Genomic DNA, 22,917 nt, shown 5'->3' with positions numbered 1-22,917 from the left:
ATTATTTAATATACTGATTTAGGAAATTTGCCAAATGTCGCTGATATTGAACAGGATGAGTTGCGTAAGATTTCGCATGTGCAGCTCCTGGAACTACCCACAATTCTTTTTTTCCGTTAGTTGCTTGGTAGTTGCGATAAACCATCTTTGTCGGCACAAAATTATCATTAGCGCCGTGGATAAATAACATTGGCCGATGATTATGCTGCAACATATCAATTGAACTCGCATTTCGAATAAAAAAGCCATTTTGAACACGGTTAATTAGACTCATTGTACTAATCAACGGTACGCGCAAGAATTTTGGAATGTGATATAAATTACCAGCCTCATAATTTAGTTCATCATTAAGACTCGTATATCCGCAATCTTCGACAAATGCTTTTACTTGTGAAGGGAGCTTAATTCCGCTTGTCATCATGGTAGTAGCACCACCCATACTTACACCAAAAATAACAATCTGACTATCTTTCCCATTATGCTGAATCAATTTATTAGTCCATTTTCGAATATCGTAACGCTCAGGCCAGCCGTAGCCAATATATTTTCCTTGGCTTTGACCATGAGCTCGCGCATCCGGCATTAAAACATTATAACCCATTTGGTGAAAAAGAGCTGCATACTCGCCCATCTTTTCCTTATTTCCCATAAAGCCATGAGCAATTACGACATTTTTAGTTGTGGAATGGGCAGCAGGAATATAATCAGCGACTAATCGGTAATTATCAGTTGCTGATTGCATCGTCCACTGCTGCTTTTTAGCCCGCTTAAACCACATTTTTTGATCGTAAAGCGGATCGCTCTTCGTTATTTTTGTCGAATTATTAATAAAGTTTTTATGCCCCGGCACCATTGCGACAGAGAAAAAGTAACAACTTGCTGCAAAAATTGCAATAACTAATACTGCTACAACGCCTGTTAGCCATCGCCAAGGATGCCAACTTTTCTTTTTATCTTTAACCTTCAAATTGATTAACCCCATGTCATATTTTTTAGTCAATGCGGATAGTGTAGCACACTTTCTGTTACTTTGCATATTCTTTTTATTCAAAAGTTACCTGCTAATGTTAAAATAGAAAGTAATATATCCATATTAAGGAGGTAGTGAGTTAATGTTTCCAGAACGCCTGCGAGCTCTTCGAAAGGGACAAAAAATTACCCTTAAAGAATTAGCAAAACACCTAAATGAAAATCTTGGCCCAAATGAAAAACCAAATACTGCTTCACAAATCGGTAACTGGGAACGCGGCATCCGAACCCCGTCATATGTCGAGGCGCGAAAGTTAGCAGAATTCTTCGATGTTAGCCTTGACTATTTAACCGGAAAAACGGACCGCAACGATTTTGACCTCGCTAAACTATTCTTTTCTAGTAAAAATCTATCATTTAATCAAACTATTCTCTCCAGCGATGATCGTTATGAAATTTTCCAATTGATTGATGGTTACCTAAAAGGACGACATAATCGTCGTGATACTGATACTTTCTATGGAAAACAAGAACAATTAAACCTAAAATTAAAATAAGGAGCTTCTAAATGAATCCTAAAAAGTTAAAGCAATTAAAAAAACGGGTGAAAAAGACTCATCAGGCTGTAAAAGAGCCGATTTATATTCAAGAATTAACCCACTATCGGGACCTCTTTGAAAAATTTCCTCCGATAAAATATCTTATTAATAATGCACTTGAGAGTGACCGTTTACTAAAAAATGGTCTTTTGCCACAACCACTTCCACAATTACTATTACCCGACAATATCCAAGACACAATTTTCCAACAAGTTAATAACGAATTTCCCCAAGGCGACCCTCGTGGAGATAAATTGTGGAATAAATATAACGAAGCGTTACCTAAGCTTGATAAGGCTTTACGTAATTTCCGTGATTACCTCGAAGATACATATGGTATGTGGTCATATGTCAATGCTCCATTTGCTAAGGCCTTATCCGACTACCTCGCGGGAGCACCAACGCTTGAAATTATGGCCGGTAATGGCTATATTTCAAAGGGACTTCGGAATAATAATTCTTCTCAAGAGATTTATACTACTGATAGTCAGGAATGGGTAAACGAAAATGAAACCGGCAAACATCCCGTGACAACAATTGAAAAGCTGGATGCTTTATCGGCAATCGACAAGTACGGCCAGAAGGTAAAATACGTAATTATGTCATGGGCTCCGGACAAGGGAGAAGCAGATTGGGAAGTCCTTCAATTGATGCGCCAGAAGTACCCTAATGTTCAATTCTTAGTAATTGGGGAAAAAGACGGTGCCACCAACTCAAAGAAATTCTGGCAAGAAGCGCAACTTAGCCAAGATGAAGCTCTGCAGAAAGTTAATGCCAATCTACACTCATTTGATTTAATTGATGAGCAAATTTACTTAGTGAAATAAAGATATTTTCCATAATAAAAAAGGATTCTTCTTCGAGAATCCTTTTTTATTATGCTGGTTTAATTAATTTTCACTACAACCTTACCAACGACTTGATGCATCTTAACCATCTTTAATCCCTCGATAATTTGAGTAAATGGTAAGATTTTGATACTTAAAGGTTTAATCTCTTTATTAGCAACAAGTTGAAGCATTTCCGCATTCATTTGTCCTAAATCCCTTTGTTGATGAGGATTACCACTCAAATGCGCTCCACCAAGATTAACAACATCCATCCCCAGCCCACGGGCAAACATCGGTACATTATTAATTGACGGCACGTCCACGATTGTCACTAGCCGACCATTATAAGCTAGTCGCTCCAAATCCTTTTCTGCTTCTTGTTTGCCAACTGTGTTAACAATCAAATCAACACCTAAACCATTAGTTAATTCATTCAATCTTTGGGTAACATTTTCTATGCGATAGTCAATAATTGCATCAGGCGCTAATTGTTCAACATAATCCTTTTTGCTTGAGGAAACTGTGGTAAACACCTTACAACCATGTCTTTTAGCTAATTGAATTGCGATACTGCCGACACCACCAGCGCCTGCATGGACAAGTACACTTTGTACAGCTGTTAAATTGGCTTTCCGTTCAATTGCCTGGTAAGCTGTCAATGCGCCACAAAGGAAGCTTGCTGCAGTTGTATAAGTAACTGTTGCAGGAATTTTAGCCAACTCATAAGCTGGAACTGCTACATATTCAGCAAAACAACCATTTTTCGTTAGGTCACCGTGACCTGATACCCGATCACCTATCTGCCATTTGGTCACATTCTTACCGACACCGACAATTTCACCGGCAACATCTAATCCTAAAATATGGGGATAGGTCCATGATTCTACCCCATTTTCAACGATTTTATAATCAACTGGATTAATTCCTGCCGCATGAACTTTAATTAATACTTCATTCTCATTAGGTTGTGGAACTGGAACATCGCTAATTTTCAATTTATCAAGGGAATGATCTGTCCCCGAAGCTAAAACTAATGCTTTCATAAAATGCTACCTCGTTTATTTTTTATAAGTATAATTATAGCATTTTCCTATGCATTCTTAGCTGCCATCTTATTAAGATACCGCCAAATCTGTGGACGATATTTACGTAAACCAAATAGCAAAACGAGGTAAATAATAATTGCTAGGGTAATCCACAGTGGATTTTCTGAGATAAAAGCAGCAAATACCAAGGCGTTTAGTGGTCGAGCAACCAAATTAAAGCTTGTGACCATTACAACCCCAGTAGGAATTGCAACTCCATAATGAGTAACAGCTCCAGTATAAATCGGTCCCAGCCAGCTGGCAGCATATAAGCCTAGGCTAAACCATACAACTCCAGTCGCAATAACCTTAAGAATATTTCCCTTGGTAATCGCAACGATAGACTCCACCATATATGGAATTGCAATTAAATCAACAACCGGCAATGTTTTATTTCCAGGCAAGATAAATGCCATCAGTACCATGATTGGAATAAGAATAATCCCAGAAATTAATGTTGCAGATTCACCATACCCAACACCGTCATCAACTGCTAAAAACCATCGCTTTTTATCGTAACGGTCTTTTTGTTTGGCATGCGTCTTTTTCTTCTGCTGTTCATCAATTGCCGCGGATAACGGTGTAAATGCTTGTGCAAAGACTTTGGTAATTAACGGGAAAATTGCCATAACAGCGGCTAATTGAACTGCCACTTTAGTAATTTGACCCCAAGCTTTCATTGTTCCTAACGAAGATAAGTTCCCAAGGATACCTAAAATCAGACCTAAGATCATCCCCATCGTAATTGGCTCGCCAAAAACACCGAGTTTCTTTTTGAAGTCTTTTGGCGTCATTTTAACCTTATTAAAGCCAAGCAGGTTCCAAAGCGGGTCTAGTAAAATTGCGGGGACAACCTGCTCAATATTATGAAGCGCATCAACAGTTGTATTTTCAATTCCATAGTAACTAGACCATCGATCAGCTTGAATCTCAGCCAATATCAATGAATATAACAACATAAAAAATTCAAGACCTAATGATAACCAATAGTTATGGGTAGCATAAAAGGCTAACGTTCCCCAAATCATATAACCAAAATTATTCCAAATATTCGATGGCAGGAAGATCTTAGTTACGCCAAAAATAAACAGCAATAACTCAACCAATAATCCGAACACAAAGAAGGTCAAGCCAACAGTCGAGCCAAAGGCAGCTAAAGATCCTGCTTCCCACCCAATATCGACAACAGGCAATTTAATCCCCGTATTATTGACCATTTGACGAACAACCTTAGTAATTACTGGTGTAAATTCTGAAATGATCCACGTAAAACCGGTCAGACCAACGCCGGCATAAAATGCGCTCATCATTGCCTTACGTGGTTTCACCCGTAATAATAGGGCAATTATAAAAATAATTATTGGAACAACTACACTTGCCCCAAAAGTTCGAAATATTTCATTAACACTATTAAGCAATGCCATCGCACTCCTTTCAATGTACACTATCATTTATATTCTCGCTAAAGTAAGCGTTTTAAGCAAGTCAAACGTTCTATTGCTTCACCCTCGGAAATTGATTACAATATAACGAGCTTAAATTTTATAACATAATTAAGGAGGGTTTATTTTTTATGAAGTATCGTTTACAAGCAATTCTTTTTGTATTCGTCGCTTTTATGCTCGGTTGTAATGAATACATGATTGTCGGAGTCCTACCAGATATTGCTCATGAATACCATGATTCATTAGGGCGTTTAGGGCTGCTTGTTACCGTTTTTGCTTTAGTTTATGCAATTTTCACGCCACTTATAACTTCAATGGCAAGTCGGTGGCGACGTCATCATGTCTTATTGGTCCTCATGATTATCTTCTTTATCGGTAATACATGGACTGCAATGGCGTCTAACTTTATTTCGATGCTCCTTTCTCGAATCTTAACTGCCAGTGTTGCCGGTGCAATTATTTCAATGGTTCTCGTAATGGCTAGTTATGTTGCCCCGCGAGAAAAAAGAGCTAGCCTAGTATCATGGGTTTTTGCTGGTTTTAGTATTGCTTCAGTTATTGGGATTCCTATTGGAACTGTCATTAGTACCACCATGTCTTGGCATGATAGTTTCTGGATGATTTCAGCAATTACAATTATTGTCTTTATTGCCTTACTCTGGTTAGTTCCTCGTAATACCCCTCAGTTTAAGAGTACCCTCAGCAAACAATTTGTCCTCTTTAAGGATTCACGTGTTATTCTTGGTGTATGTTTTATCGTTGCCATCTGTGCGGCTGATTATACCGTCTACACTTATATTCGTCCCCTAATTACCAATGAGATGGGTTTTGATAATACATGGTTAAATTGGCTTCTCTTTGGAATGGGAATTTTCTTTATCATTGGTAATAAATTTGGTGGCTACCTTGCTGACCACGGAGGCGTGCATCGGCTTAGTGGAATATATGCTGCGATGACTGTTTTATTCCTAATCTTTGGTCCAGCGCTTCCATTTAAATGGGGTGCAATTATTATTGTGGCTGTCCTATGCGTTGCTTTCTCGTGTTACGGTTCTTCCACCCAGTTAATGTTTCTTGATATTGCTGAAAAGCAGTATCCACAATCACTTGATCTTGCGTCTTCACTAAATTCAATTTTCGCCAACATCGGTATTTCACTTGGTTCATTTACTGCTTCCCAAGCAGTCACTTTTACTGCTATGAGTAACTTAGGATATGTTGGTGCTATTTATGGACTTCTTGCAACAATCCTTGTAATTATCCTCAGCCGTCGTTATACCGGGATGCGCAATTATTAAAAATAACCTACTAATTTAAAACAAGCTCAAAGGATCTGTTCTACCTTGAGCTTGTTTTACTTATAAATGCTGGTTACATTTCCCAGGAAATATTCTCACAACGAGCAATAGTAAGTTATGTATCCACATTAACCGTGTTCGTAATAATTTTCTTCATTACTATCTATGCCGGAACGGATTATAAGATAAAAAATAAAGGACGAGAATTATGACATATAAAAGTCATAACACTCGTCCCTTTGTGTATTGATATAATCTCAGGTCAATCACGATGTCCACTTCGCAAATCAACCGAGCACCTCACAATCCGGTGAGTTAATGTGCTCCACTGTCAAAATGTCAATGGTAGCTCTTAGGGTCGCTACCAGACCTCTCGACTCATCGCAGAGTATAATTTACCATACTCAACTGCCTAATGCAAATATTACGCACGTGCTTCTACAATATCTGCAAGATGTTCTGCTACCCATTCTTGAGCTTTGGTAACTAATTCGGTAACTTTACCACCTTGGTCCGTTTCGTTTGCGAGCTCATCAATCCGCAATCCCGACTTATTAATATCTTCACTTTCCATTACCAAGTAAAGGTTTACTGGATAATCCAATTCTTTATCTAGTAGTTTAACATCAAGTCGTTCCGCTTCTGCCATTGGGACATTAATTAAATTTGTTTCTAATTGAAACTTAACCGGGTCCCCCTTCTTCATTTTAATCATCATTTTGTACTGGCCTAGATGCCCGGTATCTAATTGTTCAATCATAAATTTTATGGCAGTGGTTAAAACTGTCTTTTGTTGTGCTTGTGCAGCTGTTTTTTCAACCTCTTCTATCACAACCTGATCACTCGTCAATTGTGATAAATAATCAGCTACTGACATTTTCATTTTTTCAATTGCTCCTTCATCTTCTCAATTTTGGCTTTAGTATAATCGGCTCGTTGTTTTGCACCATAGTAAACACCAGCTGCGCCAACGAGGATTCCCACAATACTCAATGCTTGAATAAATAACCCATATGCGCTCATCCGCGGACTAACCATTTGAAACGCCGCAAAACCAGCAATTGCATAATAAAGGTTAACCAAGATTGTTGCATAACCACAAAAACGCATCTTCAAAAGTGCCAATCCACTAACCACGACCGCTAAAACAATAAAAAGCACTAATCGTGGCCAAACCATTGGAGAAGCTAAATTTTGTCCATGCTGAACAAACATAACCGCATCAAGAATCAACGCTATTACTGCTGCTACTGATGTTACAATAATAACTTTTTCACTATTTTTCATTAACTGTGCCAACTTTCTTATTTAGTCGCCCTAACAGCATCTTATCACATCCATTAAACAAAAAGGAATGTGACACTAATCACACTCCTAATTCTACTAAATTCCGTTTAAAAGCTCAATTATGCTAATAAGTCTGCTATTTCTTCAGTTGAAATTCCCGTTATATACTGTTGCGTGCCAACCTTTTTTAGAACTTCTTCAATAGCATCATGTTCGTATTTTACGCCTTGGAGCTTTTGAGCTAAATCATTGATATCTTGTGGTCCAAAGAAGTCGCCATAAAACTTCACATTTTTAATAACCCCATCTTTAACATCAAACCGCGCGTCAATCGTCCCCATATCAAAATGTTTGCGGCGTTTAACCGTAAATTCAGGGGACTTACCATAAACCCAATCCCAATTGTTATAGTATTGTTCATAAATCTTATCAATTGCCTTTTGGTCTTCTGGGGTAACTACGTATTCCTTATCCTTAATCTCATCCAAATCATCCACGTGAAAAAGGCCCTTGATTAATTCATCACGGAAAGTTGGCACATCAATATTTTGGTATTTTTCATCCAAATATGGGCGAAGATTGGTAACTCGCGACCGTACCGACTTAATTCCCTTGGATTCAATCTTATCTTTTGCAACATGAAGTACATCTGCCACAACGCTAAGATCAACATCGAGCATTAACGTACCATGAGAGAATGTCTTGCCATTGCGGGAATACATCGCATTACCCGAGAATTTCTTACCATCAACTAAAATATCATTTCGGCCACTAACTTCAGCGGTTGTTGCGCCCATCTGATGCAAAACATCTACAATTGGCTGAGTAAATGACTTAAAGTCGCCAAATTCTTCACTATCACTTGGAACTACAAAACTAAAACAAAGATTCCCTAGGTCTTGGTAAACAGCTCCACCACCAGATAAGCGACGTGTTACTCGAATATTGTGTTCTTTAACATAGTCGTGGTTAATTTCCTCTAGTGTATTTTGGTTTCGGCCAACAATAATACATGGTTCTTCATAATAAAATAAAACTAACGGTTCGTTACCAAAATCCTTGTCGTTCATTAAATACTGTTCTGTCGCTAAGTTCATTCCAATATTATGGGAAGTCATCGAAACATAACGCATTGTACCGCCCCTCTCTTGTGTAAACATCAACAATAATAGACTAAAAATGATAATTTGTCATTTATGCATCCAAATGTAGTTTACATCTTTTGGTAAGCGTTTGCAAAATTTTGTTGTTAAAGTAAAATACTTTCTTTTTTACAGCATATTATAAAGAAAACACTTTATAATATAAGTATAAACTTTTGGAGGTGTCATACCATGACAGAAGATTATCCATATAAGCATATCCTAGTTGCCGTTGATGGCTCAAAAATTACAAGCAACGTTTTAGAAAGTGCAATCGATTCCGCACTACGTAATCACGCTAGCCTAGATATTCTCCGGATTGTCCAAGTTACACAACTAACTGATGGTTACAGCAATGCCGCATTGAGCAATGAAGAAACTTATAACATCGTCAAAACAACTAAAGAACGATTAGACGACCTTAAAAAGCGGGCTGTTGACGCTGGAGTTGACAACGTTAATGTTCATATTCGTTTTGGTAATCCTAAGCGCGTTATCGCCCATGAATTTCCATCAGATCATAATACGGACTTGATTGTTCTTGGCGCAACTGGTGTCTCTGGTTTAGAAAGATTTGTGCTTGGTTCTGTTACCCACTACGTCAGTCGGATGGCCCATTGTGACGTTCTGGTCGTTCGAAAAAATGATCACGCTAACTAGGTGACGCCAGTGAAGCACATTGTTACTGGGATCATTGCCCATGTAGATGCTGGGAAAACGACCCTCACCGAAGCGCTAATGTATCAAACAGGGAACCTTCGTAAGCTGGGCCGTGTTGATAATGGTGATTCTTTTCTCGATCCAAACACCTTAGAAAAGCAACGAGGCATTACTATTTTCACGCACCAAGCCGAATTAACTTACAATAGTCTCGCCCTAACACTGTTAGATACTCCCGGACACGTCGATTTTGCAAGTCAAACAGAACAAGTACTGCCAGTGTTAGATTATGCCATTCTAGTTATTTCTGCGACTGACGGAATCCAGGGATATACACGAACATTATGGCAACTGCTAAAGCGTTATAATGTTCCAACATTTATCTTTATCAACAAGGGTGATATCATCGGCGCTAATCCACAGATGGTTATCAAACAATTACAGGATGAATTTTCAGCCGGTTGTATTGAATTTACTGACAATTTACCTGCGGAAACAATCGAAAATATTGCTATGCAAGATGATTCTGTCTTAGAAAAATATCTTAATACCGGTACAATCGATGAACCTACAATTCGATCTTTAATAAAACAACGAAAAGTGTTCCCTTGTTTTATCGGGGCAGCTCTTAAATTAACGGGGGTGGATAATTTACTTACTGGTCTCGAAAAATGGACAACCACTCCCTCTTTTTCACCTCAATTTGGTGCCCGCGTATTTAAAATTTCACATGATAAAAAAGGAAATCGCTTAAGTTGGCTACGTGTAACTGGAGGTTCACTACCGGCAAAGGCAGAAGTAGCAGACCAAGAAAAAGTAAACCAAATTCGAGTCTATAATGGTGCTAAATTCACAACTATTCAGGCTTTAACTGCCGGACAAGTTGGGGCCGTTACCGGACTCATATCGACCTACCCCGGCCAAGGATTAGGAATAAATAAAGCCCTTCCTTCCCCATTAATTAGACCAGTCTTAAGCTATGCAGTTAAGGTTGCTGATACTGATCTCCATGCTTGTCTTAGTGCGCTAAAGAAGTTAGAAGATGAAGATCCTCAACTACAGGTTTCCTGGCATCCTCACATCCAGGAAATTCATGTTCAAATAATGGGTGAAGTTCAACTCCAGATCCTTCAACAACTACTAAAAGAACGCTATGGTATTCAAGTCAGTTTCGATGAAGGAACAATCCTTTATCAAGAAACCATTACCAGCTCGGTTGAGGGTGTCGGCCACTTTGAGCCACTTCGCCACTATGCTGAAGTACATTTATTATTAGAGCCTGGTAAACCTGGATCAGGTATCACACTCGCTAGTGATTGTAGTCTTGATATTCTTGATCGAAATTGGCAACATCAAATTTTAACAAGTATTCAATCAAAGGAACATCGTGGTGTTCTAACCGGTGCACCGCTAACCGACATAAAAATCACACTGATTGGCGGACGTGGTCATATCAAACACACAGAGGGTGGCGACTTCAGGCAAGCTAGCTGGCGAGCAATTCGCCAAGGACTAATGGAACTAAAACAAAAGAATGGCTGCCTACTGCTTGAACCATGGTACTCATTTCATCTCACTATTCCAAATAACCAGGTTGGACGAGCAATCAATGATATTCAACAAATGCATGGCACATTTAAGCTCGAAGAATCTGATAATAGTCTAATGACAACGATTATTGGCAAGGCGCCTGTCGCATTAATGATAGATTATGCAAAGGATGTCCGAGAATATAGTCATGGACAGGGACAACTTGACTTAGTTTTTAATGGCTATCAACCATGTCATAATGCTCAAGAAGTCATTTCTAATGCTAATTATGATCCCGTTGCTGATTTGCCTAACACTCCCAATTCAGTATTTTGCGCCCATGGAGCTGGCTTTCCTGTTTCTTGGGATAAAGTTCCCACAATGGCCCATTTCCCATACAGAAAATAAAATCGCACTTCTCGTGGTTAAATTTACCATTAGAACTGCGATTTTTTCTATTCAATTTTTAGTAATAGTCCGTATAATGCTCCTAGTAAATTAGCTTCATTCCCAAACTTAGCTGCCATTATTTCTGGCATAGTAACATCATCATGAAGACGATAATCACCCGCTTGTAAAAGCATAAACTGATGCTTAATCTCTTCAATTAATATCTCTTGGGCACTAATACCACCACCAATAAGGACTCGCTCTAAATCAACGACCGTTTGCATATTAAGAATCAAAACAGCAATCCGATGGCAAAAGCTTTCAAATAAAGACCAAGCTACCGGATTACGTTGGGTTATTTCTTTAAAAACTCGTCGTCCATCTGTCTTATTTGCTAAGTCACAAGTGTCAGCAATCGTTTCGATCATTTTTACCGCCGAAGTTGTCGCGCCCATCGTAGAATAGTGAAGCTTAGGAGCATCATGATCAATTATCATCGCACTAAGTTCCCCTGCTTGAAAGTGTGGTCCGTGAATTAATTGATCATTAATTACAATTCCCCCACCAATTGAGGTACCCAAAGTAATTACCGCCCCATTATGGATATCATCAAGATTTCCTAGCCACATCTCAGCAAGCGTTGCACAGTTTGCATCATTACCAACATACACCGGACATGAAATACGACTTTCAATGTATGCGGCTAAGTTAATATGTCCCATAAACCCAAGGGCACCAGTAAACTCAACATTGCCAATTGCCGGATTGACAATACCCGGAACACTTATACAAACTGCAGTAATCTTATCTACTACTTCATCAATCGTTGCAAATAATAATCCTAAAAAGTCCTCTTTTTGACGTGGGGTTGGCATATGCTTTTTCTTAAAGATATTACCAGAGTGGTCGATCAACGCACTCTTTATCTCCGTTCCTCCAATATCAATGCTTAAATATTGTCGTTGCATATTCCCCCACCTCATTTCTTTTATAACTAATATTATACACAACTACGGTGCAACGGGTACCAAATACAAACACTAATAATAAGACCCGCAATTGTAAAGACTACCCAACTAAACCCAAGCTGATACAATGGAAAGTATTTGTCAGCAAACTGAATCAATGATGTACTTATCGTCGTATTGCGGAGAACCGGCGGAAAGGCATTTACCATGTCAAATAAAGCAGGAATCATTGTTATACCAGTTGTAATCCGATAGATTAAAGACGCCCCTTTAAACAATGGTGAAAAGATTCCTAACAAAATTAAAACAATTGCTAATGGATATAAAAACATCAGCACTGGCTTAGACCATGCAACAATCTGGTCTAACCCCATATTAGCAACTAAAAAGGATAGTAAGCAATTTCCACGCAAAAAAGCCTTATAAGAGATCTTAGGGAAGCGATAATGAAAATCCTGAGCAAACGCTACAACTAACCCCATCGCAGTCGTCATACATGTAATTGTTGCAAGAGTTAGCAGTAAAATATTACCAAAATCCCCCAGATAATAATGGGCAATTTGATTAAGGGTCGTACCACCATTAGCCGCTATCGCAAATTGATGCCGACTAGTAGTCCCCAAATAAATAAGCCCAATGTAAAGAACTCCAATGCCAAGGATACCAATTAGTCCTCCCTTTATCGTCGCAAGGGAAACTGATTGCTGGCTTTTAAAACCGAGCTGCCGAACAGCGGTAATAATTGTTACCCCAAAGACTAAGGCGGCTAATGCATCTATTGTGTTATAGCCCTGAATAAAGCCATTGCTAAATGCATGTGTTACATAACCGTTCGTTGGTCGTGGTGTAACTGTACTCCCCATTGGATGAATAAAGGCTAACAGGAATATTACAAATAACATTATTAAAAAAATGGGATTTAAGATTTTACCAATAATTTCAGTAATTTTTCCTTCACGTACTGCAAAGAAATACACAATTAGGAAAAACGCACCGGTATACGCTAGCAATCCCCAGCCCTGCATCGCATGGTTTAAGTAAGGCGCTATTCCAATCGTATAAGGAACTGTCGCTGTTCGAGGAGTAGCACACAATGGTCCAATAACGATCTGCACTAAAATCAAAAAAATTAAAGCAAACTTTTTTCCATTGGGTAATGCTAACTCATACAGACCATTAGCGTGAGTAATACTAATCGCCAATAACGCAAATAGTGGTAAAAACACTCCTGACAGGAGAAAGCCTATCGTTGCCAAATGCCATTGGCTACCAGCTAATTGGCCTAAATGCACAGGAAAAATTAAATTTCCTGCCCCAAATAACATTCCAAAAATTAGCGACCCAATTACCAAGTAGGTTTTACCCGCTGTTTTAATTGAGTTCATCGTTAATCACTCGCTCCTTTATTTAAATTTTGCATTCAATCTGACGCTAAATTATACCATAGATAACAAAATAGCAGCGACCGAAATTTTTCAGTGACTGCCATTTTATTATGATTATTTCTTTAAGAAACTAGCAACTAACTTGAGAACTTCATCACGATGAGATCCAGCAAACTTATGTCCTTCATCTGGAATCAGGTGAAGCTCACTATTCGGCATAATAACGTTATACTTTTGCGACGCTGCTGGTGAAACTACTTGATCACTTTCACCATGAATCAATAAAGTTGGACCGTCATAATGCTGTGCAGTTTCGTATATTGGCATTAATTGTGCAGTTCGAAAGTAATCGCCACCAACAGTAAATCCGTGAACATCAACTGTTAAGGGAATATGATTAGGGTCATAGTGACTACCTTGGCAAACACCTTGTAAGGCATCGTCTTTTAGCGTCGCTGCTGGTGCTAACAAAACCAGCTTAGAAATAACATCTCGATAGTATCCGGCTAACATTGATGCTACAACGCCGCCTTGCGAATGACCAATTAAATAAATATTTTTAGCCTGAACTGTATTTCGAGCATAATCAATAATTTTCATTCCATCAAGGATTTCGCTAAAAACTGTCATATCTTTAAAATCACCATCACTGTTACCAGAACCAGCAAAGTCAAAGCGCAGTGTTGGGATTCCCTGTTGATTTAGATAATGTGATAACGCATAAAGAATCGCTGAATCGTCATACCCGAGATTTCCTTTAAACCCGTGCATGAGGATTGCTACTGTATCGTTTTTTACCGTTGTCGTACCTTCGAGCAACCCATATAGCTTTAAGCCATCACGTTTAATTGTAATTTCCATTAAATCACCTCTTACCCAATTATAAAGGTATTCGCGTAATTTACTATTTTTGTTTTAATTTTTCTAATTTAGCATGGTGGCGAGCCTCATGCTCCTCATCCTCTTTAATAAAGAAGTACGTTACTGCAGCTAATACTGCTACAACTACCCCAACCGCAATTGTCTTGATTGTAAAGTTGGTTACCATATAACAAGAAATCAGTAATGCTAAAGCTGGAATAATATACTTGCCTGGTAGTTTAAAGCCATGATTAGGAAACTCTTCAGTATGTTTAAACTTAATTACCGCGAGAATTGACGGTACATATTGAACAAATGAAGCAAGCACAATACAGGAAACTAAGAAAAGATATGACTGCGTTACTAGTAGCAATGAGACAATCGCTGTCAGAATAATCGCAACCCATGGCGCATCATGAGTATTCTTTTTACCAACCCACTTTGGCAGCATTGCATGCTCGCTGGCCAATGATGCAATAAGAGATGGCGTGTTAAAGGAAGCGGTGAAAGCCACTCCAAAAATACTAATAAGCATTCCGGCAATAACTAGAATATATCCCCAACGACCAACACCACTATAAAAGGCATTAGCAATCGGTGTACTATACTTAACCATGTTTGTCCCCAGAATACCTATTGCAACAATCATCATTAATGAATAGAGGATTGTAACACTAATCATTACTGCAATTAGAACTCGGGGAATATTCTTTTCCGGATTATTCATTTGTTTTGCAGCAATCGGAATAAAGGAAAAACCAGTAAACATATAAAAGACAACACTAAAAGCGGCCCCAAAATGTTTAGCTAACGGCATTGCCCCTGTCATTGCTGCATGAGGAATAACCGGCGAGAAATTAGTTAAATGGATACAAAATGCACCAACGGCAATAAAGATGATGATAGTAATCATCTTAGCCGCTGACGAGAGATTATCAACAAGCTTAACAATTGTTCGACCAAAGAAATTGATAATTGAAAATAATAATATCAAGCCAAATACAGAAGCATAATATACCCAATGATTGCTAAAAATTGGCAAAAAGCTCTTAAGGGTCGTCAATAATGCCACTACTTCCGCCGAAAGAGTACAACAACCAAGGAACCAAGTAAAGATTCCTAGTTCATATCCCCAGAAACGACCAAATGCATTATATGAATACAGCCATGCAGCTCCCGACCCGGTGAATCGACTAGAAAGATCCGCATAACACAGTGCAACCATACTAACCGTAATCGCAGCACAAAGTAATACCAACACACTTGATAAGTCCATGTCCTTATAAATGACCTGTGGAAGTAAGAACGCTCCTGAACCAATAACTCCATTAATGCCTAAAAAGTAGATTGAAATAAAAGACAACTTTTTGGGACTTGTTACATTTTTACTAATAATCTTCACCCTCAATCTTTTATAACAAAAATAATACCTTCCATTTAAATTTTATCCTTATATGAATCAGTTTACAAATAATAAGAATTGAAATATTAATTAGTAATAAATTATAAAGGTATCAAAAAAAGAGACCAAGTTAACCTTGATCTCTTAATATTTATTAAGTGTTTAATTAGCAACCAGTAGCTGATTACTTAAGACCCTTCCAAGTCCAGTTAGTAACTTCTGGTAAGTCCTTACCTTCTGAACGGATGTAGTGGTTGTGCTTGTTAATCATGTTGTCCATCTTGGCAACAAATGCAGCACTCTTTTGTTCGTAGCCAGGAACGTTTTGAATAGCGTCCTTAGCTAAGTGGAACCGGTCAAGTTCGTTTAATACACGCATATCGAATGGAGTGGTAATGTCACCATTTTCTTCGTATGAGTGAATGTGAACGTTGCGGTTTGCACGATCGAAGAATAATGCTTGGATCATGTCACGGAATCCGTGCCATGCAAAGATAACCGGCTTATCAGTAGTGAAGTAACGGTTAAATTCTGCGTCAGTCAAACCTTCAGGGTTCTTGTCAGTGTTCATCAACCGCATAATTTCGATGATGTTGATGTAACGAATCTTCAATTCTGGGAAGTTGTCATGAAGAATGTCAATAGCGGCAAGAGCTTCTTCTGTTGGTTCAGTACCTGCTGATGCAAATACAACATCTGGTTCACTACCTTGGTCAGTAGATGCCCAGTTGATGTAACCAAGACCATTGTCAACTAATTCAGTAGCTTCATCAATGGAGAACCATTGTGCACGTGGGTGCTTTGAAGTTACAAAGAGGTTGATACATTCTTGGTTACGGAATGCCTTGTTAGATACAGCCATAAGTGAGTTAGTATCTGCAGGTAAGTATTCCTTAACAAGGTCTGGACGTTCTTTTTCGAACATGTGAGTTAATAGACCTGGATCTTGGTGAGTGTAACCATTGTGATCTTGTTGGAATACAGTTGAAGTATCAACAAAGTTCAATGCTGGGTATTGGTGACGCCAGTAAAGATCCTTAGCCTTACGTAACCACTTCATGTGTTGAGTAAGCATTGAATCAACAACACGACCGAATGCTTCGTATGTTGCGAAGAATCCATGACGACCAGTTAATGTGTAACCTTCAAGGAATCCTTCAGCTTGGTGTTCTGATAATTGAGAATCAATCATCCGACCTTCTGGAGCAACATTTTCATCGTTTGGTTCGTGGATACCTTCCATCCATTGACGCTTTTGGTTGTCAAGGAATGCGTAAAGACGGTTTGACTTAGATTCGTCAGGACCAAATCCACGGAAGTTAGTTGGGTTCAATTCAGCCATCTTGCTGAGGTACTTACCCCATTCAAGCATATCTTGCTTTACAACAGAACCTGGTGTTTGAACGTCAACTGCAAAGTCACGGTAGTTAGGCAATACAAGTGGCTTAGGATCGATACCACCATTAGTGATAGGGTTCATAGCCATCCGGCGGTTACCTTCAGGTGTGTTTTCTTCAACAAGGGCAACAGGGTGACCGTTTTCGTCAAACAATTCTTCTGGCTTGTATGACTTCATCCAGTCAATAAGCATGTCCTTGTGTTCCATGTCATCTTGTGATACCGGAATAGGAATCTGGTGAGCACGGAATGAGTTTTCAATTGGGTTACCATCAAGATCCTTAGTAGGACCAGTCCAACCCTTAGGTGCACGGAAGATGATTAATGGCCATTGTGGTAATGAATCATCGTTGTTTTCACGAGCGTTCTTTTGGATAGCCTTGATTTCTTCAATAGCCTTGTCCATCGTCTTAGCCATTTGTTCGTGAACTTCCATGTGAGGCTTGTAGCCATCGAATTCACCGTCACGGTCAGCTTCCTTGTATGCTGAAACAAAGTATGGCTTCCAGCCCATACCTTCGAAGTACTTAGTAAGTTCTTCGTCACTCATCCGTGAAAGGATAGTAGGGTTAGAAATCTTGAATCCGTTAACTTGGATGATAGGTAATACCGCACCATCCTTGATTGGGTTGATGAACTTGTCTGAGAACCATGATGCCATTAATGGACCAGTTTCAGCTTCACCATCACCAATTTCAACAGCAGCGATAACATCTGGGTTATCTAAGATAGCACCAACACCGTGTGAAAGTGAGTAACCAAGTTCCCCACCTTCGTGGATTGAACCTGGAGTTTCAGGTGCGGCGTGTGATGCAGTACCGCCTGGGAATGAGAAGTGCTTGAATAACTTAGCCATTCCCTTAGTGTCTTGAGTATATTCTGGATAAATTTCAGTGTATGATCCATCCAAGTATGAGTTGTTAACCATAACTTGGCCACCGTGACCTGAACCTTCAATGTAGAACATGTCAAGGTCGTACTTCTTAATTACACGGTTTAAGTGTGCATAAATGAAGTTTTGAGGAACAATAGTACCCCAGTGACCAATTGGCTTAGGCTTAACGTCTTCTGCCTTAAGTGGTTCACGTAATAATGGGTCACCCATTAAGAACAATGTACCAACTGAAAGGTAGTTAGCTGCACGCCAGTAAGCATCAACACTTTCCAAGTATTTCTTGGAATCGTAATCTACTGCCATTCTAATAAACACTCCTTCTATATAAATCAATACGTCCTGTGCTTTCTAACAACATAACGTAAATCATTAAATTTACACTGTTAATGATAAACCGTTTTTTTGAAAAGTCAACCTTTTTACAAATTGATACGGTCCAATTATAAAAATTTAATACTTTTAAGCCGTTCTTTAACTTCTCACCATCAAAACAAGCACTGATAAACTGCCTATTTAATAATACTTACCTTTATTTAAGACTAATCGATGTATACTTAAAAAAGTTAGAAAAATTTAAAAGGGGGGAAGAGTACTTTGCATTCTGATAATAAAATAGACAATGCAGATATTGGAGATTTTGCTAAAATGATGGCTGTTTTTGCAGTTATTACACAATCTGTTATTAGCTTTTTTATGAATACAAAATTAGCGCTCGGTCAACAATTCTTCTTAGGAGGAATATATGAAGCTGTAAAATATAGTGCACCCGCGTTCATCTTTGGCATTCTATTTTCAACAACTAGGACCCATCCCCACGCAACGTTAAGAAATTATCCGTCTTTTATGTTAAATCGTTGGCATATTCTATTCATTCCGACAATCTGGTGGACACTTATCTATTTAATTTTCCTCCCACAACTACAGCAACATCTTCATTACCATAGTTGTTTAACTTTTTGCTGGCAATTTATAAGTGGAAATGCCGCTCCACATCTTTGGTACAATACCATGATGCTGCAATTCATTATCCTCATGCCGTTCTTCTGGTGGTTAGCACGACTAGTCGCAAATCATCCTTTTTGCGGCATAATTATCTTTTGCTGTACATTATTGATTGAACTCGGTTGGTACTATGGATATAAACTTCAAGTATTTCATGGTCCCCATAGAGACAACTGGTACCTAGTTGATCGCTTTTTCCTCAGCTTTCTAATTTATGCTATTGCCGGGGTATTATTGTGGCAATTTCATTCGAAGGTATTGCCCTTTTTAGCTGGTCACTGGTTAGCACAAATTATTAGTTGGCTAGCCTTTTTTTACTTCATCGTCATTAATTTCTTTAACTACGGAGCACCCGTAAGACTAGCAAATGCTCCTTATTATCTTCCCTCAATGATCTTTTATAACTTAAGTACCATCAGTCTAATTAGCACGGAAATGACCTTCTTACAAAAAAGGCGCAATCAATGGCTGCCGTTTATTCATTGGATCGCCCTGTATGCCTATCGCGCCTACCTAAGTCATGTTTTCTGGCTTTACTGGAGCTGGAAAGTATACACCCGATTACCTTTTACATGCAGTCTTACTATTGCTTTTCCACTGCTCACCCTGATAACCATTTTTCTTTCGTTCCTATCAGCGTATGGACTTCATTTTATTTGGATTAATTTAAAAGAACTAACTAACGCTAATAAAATAATTAATGGATAATCATTCCTAAAGTTAATCATTTTTGGCGGACATCCTTCTTGTTAGCCTTCTTGGTCAAGATTGACAAAAGTACTATACTTCATGTACTTATAATGAATTCGCATATTTGATACCTCAAATGGGGTTCCATCATCTAAGAAGAAAATCCCTTCAATCGTCCCCACTGGTTCAGTGGCAGTTAGTTCTAGTAATTTTTGATCTTCATTAGCTGATGGTGAGACACCAATGGTCATAAAAGATTTGGTAACCCGTTTTCCCATTGCATCCTCTAAGTAATTAAAGATTGAACTATTGACAATTTCTGGTGATAATGTTGGCGTGATTTTAATCGGGATAAAACCAGTCTCAATCATAAAAGGCTGATCATCAATTAACCGCAATCGCTTGATTTGATAAACAAAATCATTGTCATTAAGGAATAGTTCTTCTTGGACATCCTTATTAGCCGGAACTACCTGGTAATCCAGCAGTTGTATCCCTTGCTTTTTGCCATCAACTTGGAAACTGTCCGTGACTCCCAAATTACTCCCCTCATAGCGGAATAATGATTGATTTTTTAAGTAAAGCGGGTTAATGAATGTTCCAGCCCCACGCTTTTTAAAAATTATCCCTTGTTGGGCAAGAATCCCTAATGCCCGTTTAATTGAGCTGCGGCTTACTTGATAAATATCACTTAAGCTCCGTTCATCAGGAAGGCGCATTCCTGGATATTGATTATCTAAAATTTTATGTTTTATATCACGCATTACCGAGCGATATACTAAGTCTGCCATCTAATTAACTCCTCGGATTTAACTAATTCGAATTTCTAAGATACACTTTAAGTATAGCAGACCTATTTTAAATTGGGATCTTTTTATAAAATATTGGTGCGTCCCAGATATTTTTTTGGAGGAAATTATGAGTAAAAAGAATAAAAAAAGTAAATTCAAAAAGACACAAGTCGAACAAATTCTTGATAAAAATAAGGTGCCATATGAACAAGCAGAATTTCCAACCCACCAAGACGGTGATGTTCGGTCATTAACTGTTGACCATGACGGCATCAATGATCACATTATTTATAAGACACTCGTCCTAACCGGCAATGTCACTGGTCCATTAGTTGGGGTTGTCCCTGTTGATACGCACTTAGATGAAAAGAAGCTAGCAAAAGTATCAGGAAATAAAAAAGTAAATATGGTTCCCCTCAAGAACTTATTGAAAACCACTGGCTACGTCCATGGCGCTAATACCCCTGTCGGCATCTATGAAAAATTTAAGTATCCGATTTTCATTGATAATGAGGCTAAAGAACAAGGTGATATTTACATTTCATCAGGTAAAATTGGTCGATCAGTTAAATTAAACGCCGAAGATTTAGCCACTTTAGTACACGCAACTTTCGCCGATTTAGAGCAAAAGTAATTTTGTGACGATTGACCCTTCTTAGCTTGAAGACTAAACTATTATTGTAGTTTATATTAAAGTAAGTGGAAATTAGCTTCCTTATTAGTTTAATAATTAACAAGGGACTGGTGAGATATCAAATTCTCCCAACTCCATATTAAAGGTCACAAAGAAAGGTCCTGAAAAGATGAAGAAAAATTTATCTGCTTGTACGACTGTCCTTGTTGGACGCAATGCCACTATTGATGGTTCAACAATGGCTGCCCGTAATGATGATACATTCGGTCCATTAACACCTCAACGTTTCGTTACTTATCCGGCTTACCATAACCACCCTAACCAGGTAAAGGCTTACCTAAATAAGTGTGTTGTTGATCGGCCAGCAGACGGTTACCGCTATCAAGGAACTCCTAATGTCGATTACAAAACAGAAGGAGTTTTTGATGAAAGTGGTTTTAATGAAAAAAATGTTGGAATGAGTGCTACCGAAAGTGTATACGCTAATGAACGAGTCCTTGCCTGCGATCCGCTCAATACGGAGACAGGAATTAATGAAGACCTCGTCGTTGCAGCTACTCTTCCTTTTATTGATAGTGCTCGCGATGGCGTAAAATACCTTGGCAAATTGATTGCTAAGTATGGTTCTGCAGAGGGCAACGGCATTATCTTTAGCGATAAAAATGATGTTTGGTACATGGAAATCGTTACTGGTCATCACTGGGTTGCCCAGCGTATTCCAGACGACGCATATGCTGTGACTGGAAACCGGGTTGCTATTCAACAGGTTGACTTTAATGATCCAGATAACTTTATGTGGTCTGATGGCATCCAAGAATTTGTAGCTAAAAACCACCTCAATCCTGACAAATACGGCTGGGACTTCCGTCATATCTTCGGAACTGCTGATGTCTTTGACCAACATTACAACACACCACGGCAATGGTATGGTCATAAGGTTTTAAATCCTAGTGTTGACTTTGATCCACTTGACTTTGATATTCCATTTATCATGCAAACCAATCACCGGATAACCCTTGAAGATGTTGAAAAGATTCTTAGTAGTCACTATCAAGGAACGCCATACGATCCACTAGGTCATGAAGGAACAGAACAAGAGAAGCAACTATTCCGCCCAATCTCACTAAACCGGACGCAAAATTCACATATCTTACAAGTCCGAAATGACCTTCCTGAAGCTGCTTCAACTATTATGTGGATGAGTTTCGGCGTGCCAACTTTCACGCCATATGTTCCCTTCTTTGGTAATGCTGAGGACATTGATATCAGCTACCGCGAAACACCAGAAAAGCTCAACATGAACCTCAAGAGCGCCTACTGGATGTACCGTGCACTTTCAATGATTGTTGAATCACACCACGCTGAGTTTTCTAAAGAAGATTTGGACTATTTAAAGGATGCTCGTGAATACCTTTACCGCTGGGTTAATCAAGTTGCCCCTCAGGTTGAAGGAATGTCTGCTGCTGAAGTTAGTGATTTTTTGAGTGCCAAAACTCATGAAATGGTCGCTGAAATGGCTACCCGTACCAAGGACCTAATGGCTGAACTGGTTATGCATGGTCTGGAACTTTCTAAGTTGACCTTTAAGATTGATAAAAACTTATAATTAAATTGTAAAAAGGAGTACAAACGAAGTCGTTAATGATTTCGCCTTGT

General features: G+C 38.7%; 20 protein-coding genes. 8 read left to right on the top strand and 12 right to left on the bottom strand.

All coding sequences use genetic code 11. The features are described 5' to 3' along the window. Position 1: 1 nt before the first annotated feature. Positions 2 to 982 (bottom strand): alpha/beta hydrolase, encoded by a 981-nt coding sequence (locus H5S39_RS06425; RefSeq protein ID WP_182596372.1) that lies wholly within the window; start codon positions 980 to 982, stop codon positions 2 to 4. Positions 983 to 1,112: 130 nt separating this feature from the next. Here H5S39_RS06425 and H5S39_RS06420 point away from each other — a divergent pair, with 130 nt between their 5' ends. Together H5S39_RS06420 and H5S39_RS06415 are read left to right on the top strand one after the other, a co-directional pair. Continuing rightward, positions 1,113 to 1,526: a helix-turn-helix domain-containing protein gene (locus H5S39_RS06420; RefSeq protein WP_182596266.1), complete on the top strand. Its 414-nt coding sequence runs from the start codon at positions 1,113 to 1,115 to the stop codon at positions 1,524 to 1,526. Positions 1,527 to 1,537: 11 nt separating this feature from the next. After that, positions 1,538 to 2,395 (top strand): SAM-dependent methyltransferase, encoded by an 858-nt coding sequence (locus H5S39_RS06415; protein ID WP_182596265.1) that lies wholly within the window; start codon positions 1,538 to 1,540, stop codon positions 2,393 to 2,395. A 59-nt stretch (positions 2,396 to 2,454) separates the two neighbouring features. On the opposite strand, the gene H5S39_RS06410 is transcribed toward H5S39_RS06415, so the two are convergent. Next, complete coding sequence (locus H5S39_RS06410) at positions 2,455 to 3,441, bottom strand: zinc-binding dehydrogenase (RefSeq protein ID WP_182596264.1); 987 nt, start codon at positions 3,439 to 3,441, stop codon at positions 2,455 to 2,457. 47 nt (positions 3,442 to 3,488) lie between these two features. Beyond that, positions 3,489 to 4,907: a PTS galactitol transporter subunit IIC gene (locus tag H5S39_RS06405; protein ID WP_375139113.1), complete on the bottom strand. Its 1,419-nt coding sequence runs from the start codon at positions 4,905 to 4,907 to the stop codon at positions 3,489 to 3,491. Positions 4,908 to 5,056: 149 nt separating this feature from the next. On the opposite strand from H5S39_RS06405, the gene H5S39_RS06400 reads away from it, so the two are divergent. Next, a complete protein-coding gene (locus tag H5S39_RS06400; protein WP_182596262.1) occupies positions 5,057 to 6,226 on the top strand; it encodes an MFS transporter in 1,170 nt (389 codons plus the stop codon). A gap of 424 nt (positions 6,227 to 6,650) precedes the next feature. Here H5S39_RS06400 and H5S39_RS06395 read toward each other — a convergent pair whose 3' ends face one another. From H5S39_RS06395 to lplA, 3 genes are all read right to left on the bottom strand, one after another. Then, the gene (locus tag H5S39_RS06395) at positions 6,651 to 7,109 is read right to left on the bottom strand and encodes a hypothetical protein (RefSeq protein WP_182596261.1); all 459 of its coding nucleotides are present in this window, start codon (positions 7,107 to 7,109) and stop codon (positions 6,651 to 6,653) included. After that, positions 7,106 to 7,513 carry a hypothetical protein gene (locus H5S39_RS06390; protein ID WP_182596260.1) on the bottom strand — a complete coding sequence of 136 codons (408 nt, stop codon included), beginning with the start codon at positions 7,511 to 7,513 and terminating at the stop codon, positions 7,106 to 7,108. The genes H5S39_RS06395 and H5S39_RS06390 overlap by 4 nt, the downstream gene beginning before the upstream one ends. A gap of 119 nt (positions 7,514 to 7,632) precedes the next feature. Continuing rightward, complete coding sequence (gene lplA / locus H5S39_RS06385) at positions 7,633 to 8,646, bottom strand: lipoate--protein ligase (protein WP_182596259.1); 1,014 nt, start codon at positions 8,644 to 8,646, stop codon at positions 7,633 to 7,635. Positions 8,647 to 8,847: 201 nt separating this feature from the next. Here lplA and H5S39_RS06380 point away from each other — a divergent pair, with 201 nt between their 5' ends. Together H5S39_RS06380 and H5S39_RS06375 are read left to right on the top strand one after the other, a co-directional pair. Continuing rightward, a complete protein-coding gene (locus H5S39_RS06380) occupies positions 8,848 to 9,315 on the top strand; it encodes a universal stress protein (protein ID WP_182596258.1) in 468 nt (155 codons plus the stop codon). 9 nt (positions 9,316 to 9,324) lie between these two features. Next, positions 9,325 to 11,253: an elongation factor G gene (locus tag H5S39_RS06375; protein WP_182596257.1), complete on the top strand. Its 1,929-nt coding sequence runs from the start codon at positions 9,325 to 9,327 to the stop codon at positions 11,251 to 11,253. Between the two features lie 47 nt (positions 11,254 to 11,300). On the opposite strand, the gene H5S39_RS06370 is transcribed toward H5S39_RS06375, so the two are convergent. The 5 genes from H5S39_RS06370 to H5S39_RS06350 all read right to left on the bottom strand — a co-directional run bounded on the left by H5S39_RS06370 (position 11,301) and on the right by H5S39_RS06350 (position 18,447). Then, positions 11,301 to 12,203: an ROK family protein gene (locus tag H5S39_RS06370; protein ID WP_182596256.1), complete on the bottom strand. Its 903-nt coding sequence runs from the start codon at positions 12,201 to 12,203 to the stop codon at positions 11,301 to 11,303. A gap of 32 nt (positions 12,204 to 12,235) precedes the next feature. Then, positions 12,236 to 13,588, bottom strand: a complete 1,353-nt coding sequence (gene brnQ, locus H5S39_RS06365) for a branched-chain amino acid transport system II carrier protein (RefSeq protein ID WP_182596255.1) — start codon at positions 13,586 to 13,588, stop codon at positions 12,236 to 12,238. 114 nt (positions 13,589 to 13,702) lie between these two features. Further along, the gene (locus tag H5S39_RS06360) at positions 13,703 to 14,449 is read right to left on the bottom strand and encodes an alpha/beta hydrolase (protein ID WP_182596254.1); all 747 of its coding nucleotides are present in this window, start codon (positions 14,447 to 14,449) and stop codon (positions 13,703 to 13,705) included. Positions 14,450 to 14,492: 43 nt separating this feature from the next. Next, positions 14,493 to 15,842, bottom strand: a complete 1,350-nt coding sequence (locus H5S39_RS06355) for an APC family permease (RefSeq protein WP_375139112.1) — start codon at positions 15,840 to 15,842, stop codon at positions 14,493 to 14,495. 193 nt (positions 15,843 to 16,035) lie between these two features. Then, positions 16,036 to 18,447, bottom strand: coding sequence for a phosphoketolase family protein (locus H5S39_RS06350; RefSeq protein ID WP_182596252.1), 2,412 nt, complete (start codon positions 18,445 to 18,447; stop codon positions 16,036 to 16,038). A gap of 291 nt (positions 18,448 to 18,738) precedes the next feature. On the opposite strand from H5S39_RS06350, the gene H5S39_RS06345 reads away from it, so the two are divergent. Next, complete coding sequence (locus H5S39_RS06345; RefSeq protein WP_182596251.1) at positions 18,739 to 19,854, top strand: acyltransferase family protein; 1,116 nt, start codon at positions 18,739 to 18,741, stop codon at positions 19,852 to 19,854. 41 nt (positions 19,855 to 19,895) lie between these two features. Here the strand turns inward: H5S39_RS06345 and H5S39_RS06340 are convergent, their stop codons facing one another. Beyond that, complete coding sequence (locus H5S39_RS06340; protein WP_182596250.1) at positions 19,896 to 20,627, bottom strand: GntR family transcriptional regulator; 732 nt, start codon at positions 20,625 to 20,627, stop codon at positions 19,896 to 19,898. 127 nt (positions 20,628 to 20,754) lie between these two features. On the opposite strand from H5S39_RS06340, the gene ybaK reads away from it, so the two are divergent. Both ybaK and H5S39_RS06330 read left to right on the top strand, forming a co-directional pair. Next, positions 20,755 to 21,261, top strand: coding sequence for a Cys-tRNA(Pro) deacylase (gene ybaK, locus H5S39_RS06335; protein WP_182596249.1), 507 nt, complete (start codon positions 20,755 to 20,757; stop codon positions 21,259 to 21,261). A gap of 169 nt (positions 21,262 to 21,430) precedes the next feature. Then, positions 21,431 to 22,867, top strand: a complete 1,437-nt coding sequence (locus H5S39_RS06330) for a C69 family dipeptidase (RefSeq protein WP_182596248.1) — start codon at positions 21,431 to 21,433, stop codon at positions 22,865 to 22,867. The last annotated feature ends 50 nt before the right edge of the window (positions 22,868 to 22,917 follow it).

Source organism: Limosilactobacillus rudii (genome assembly GCF_014145455.1).
GTDB classification, from domain to species: Bacteria; Bacillota; Bacilli; order Lactobacillales; family Lactobacillaceae; genus Limosilactobacillus; species Limosilactobacillus rudii.
Note: the sequence above shows the minus strand (reverse complement) of the source record. Positions and strands in the feature narration are given on the sequence as shown.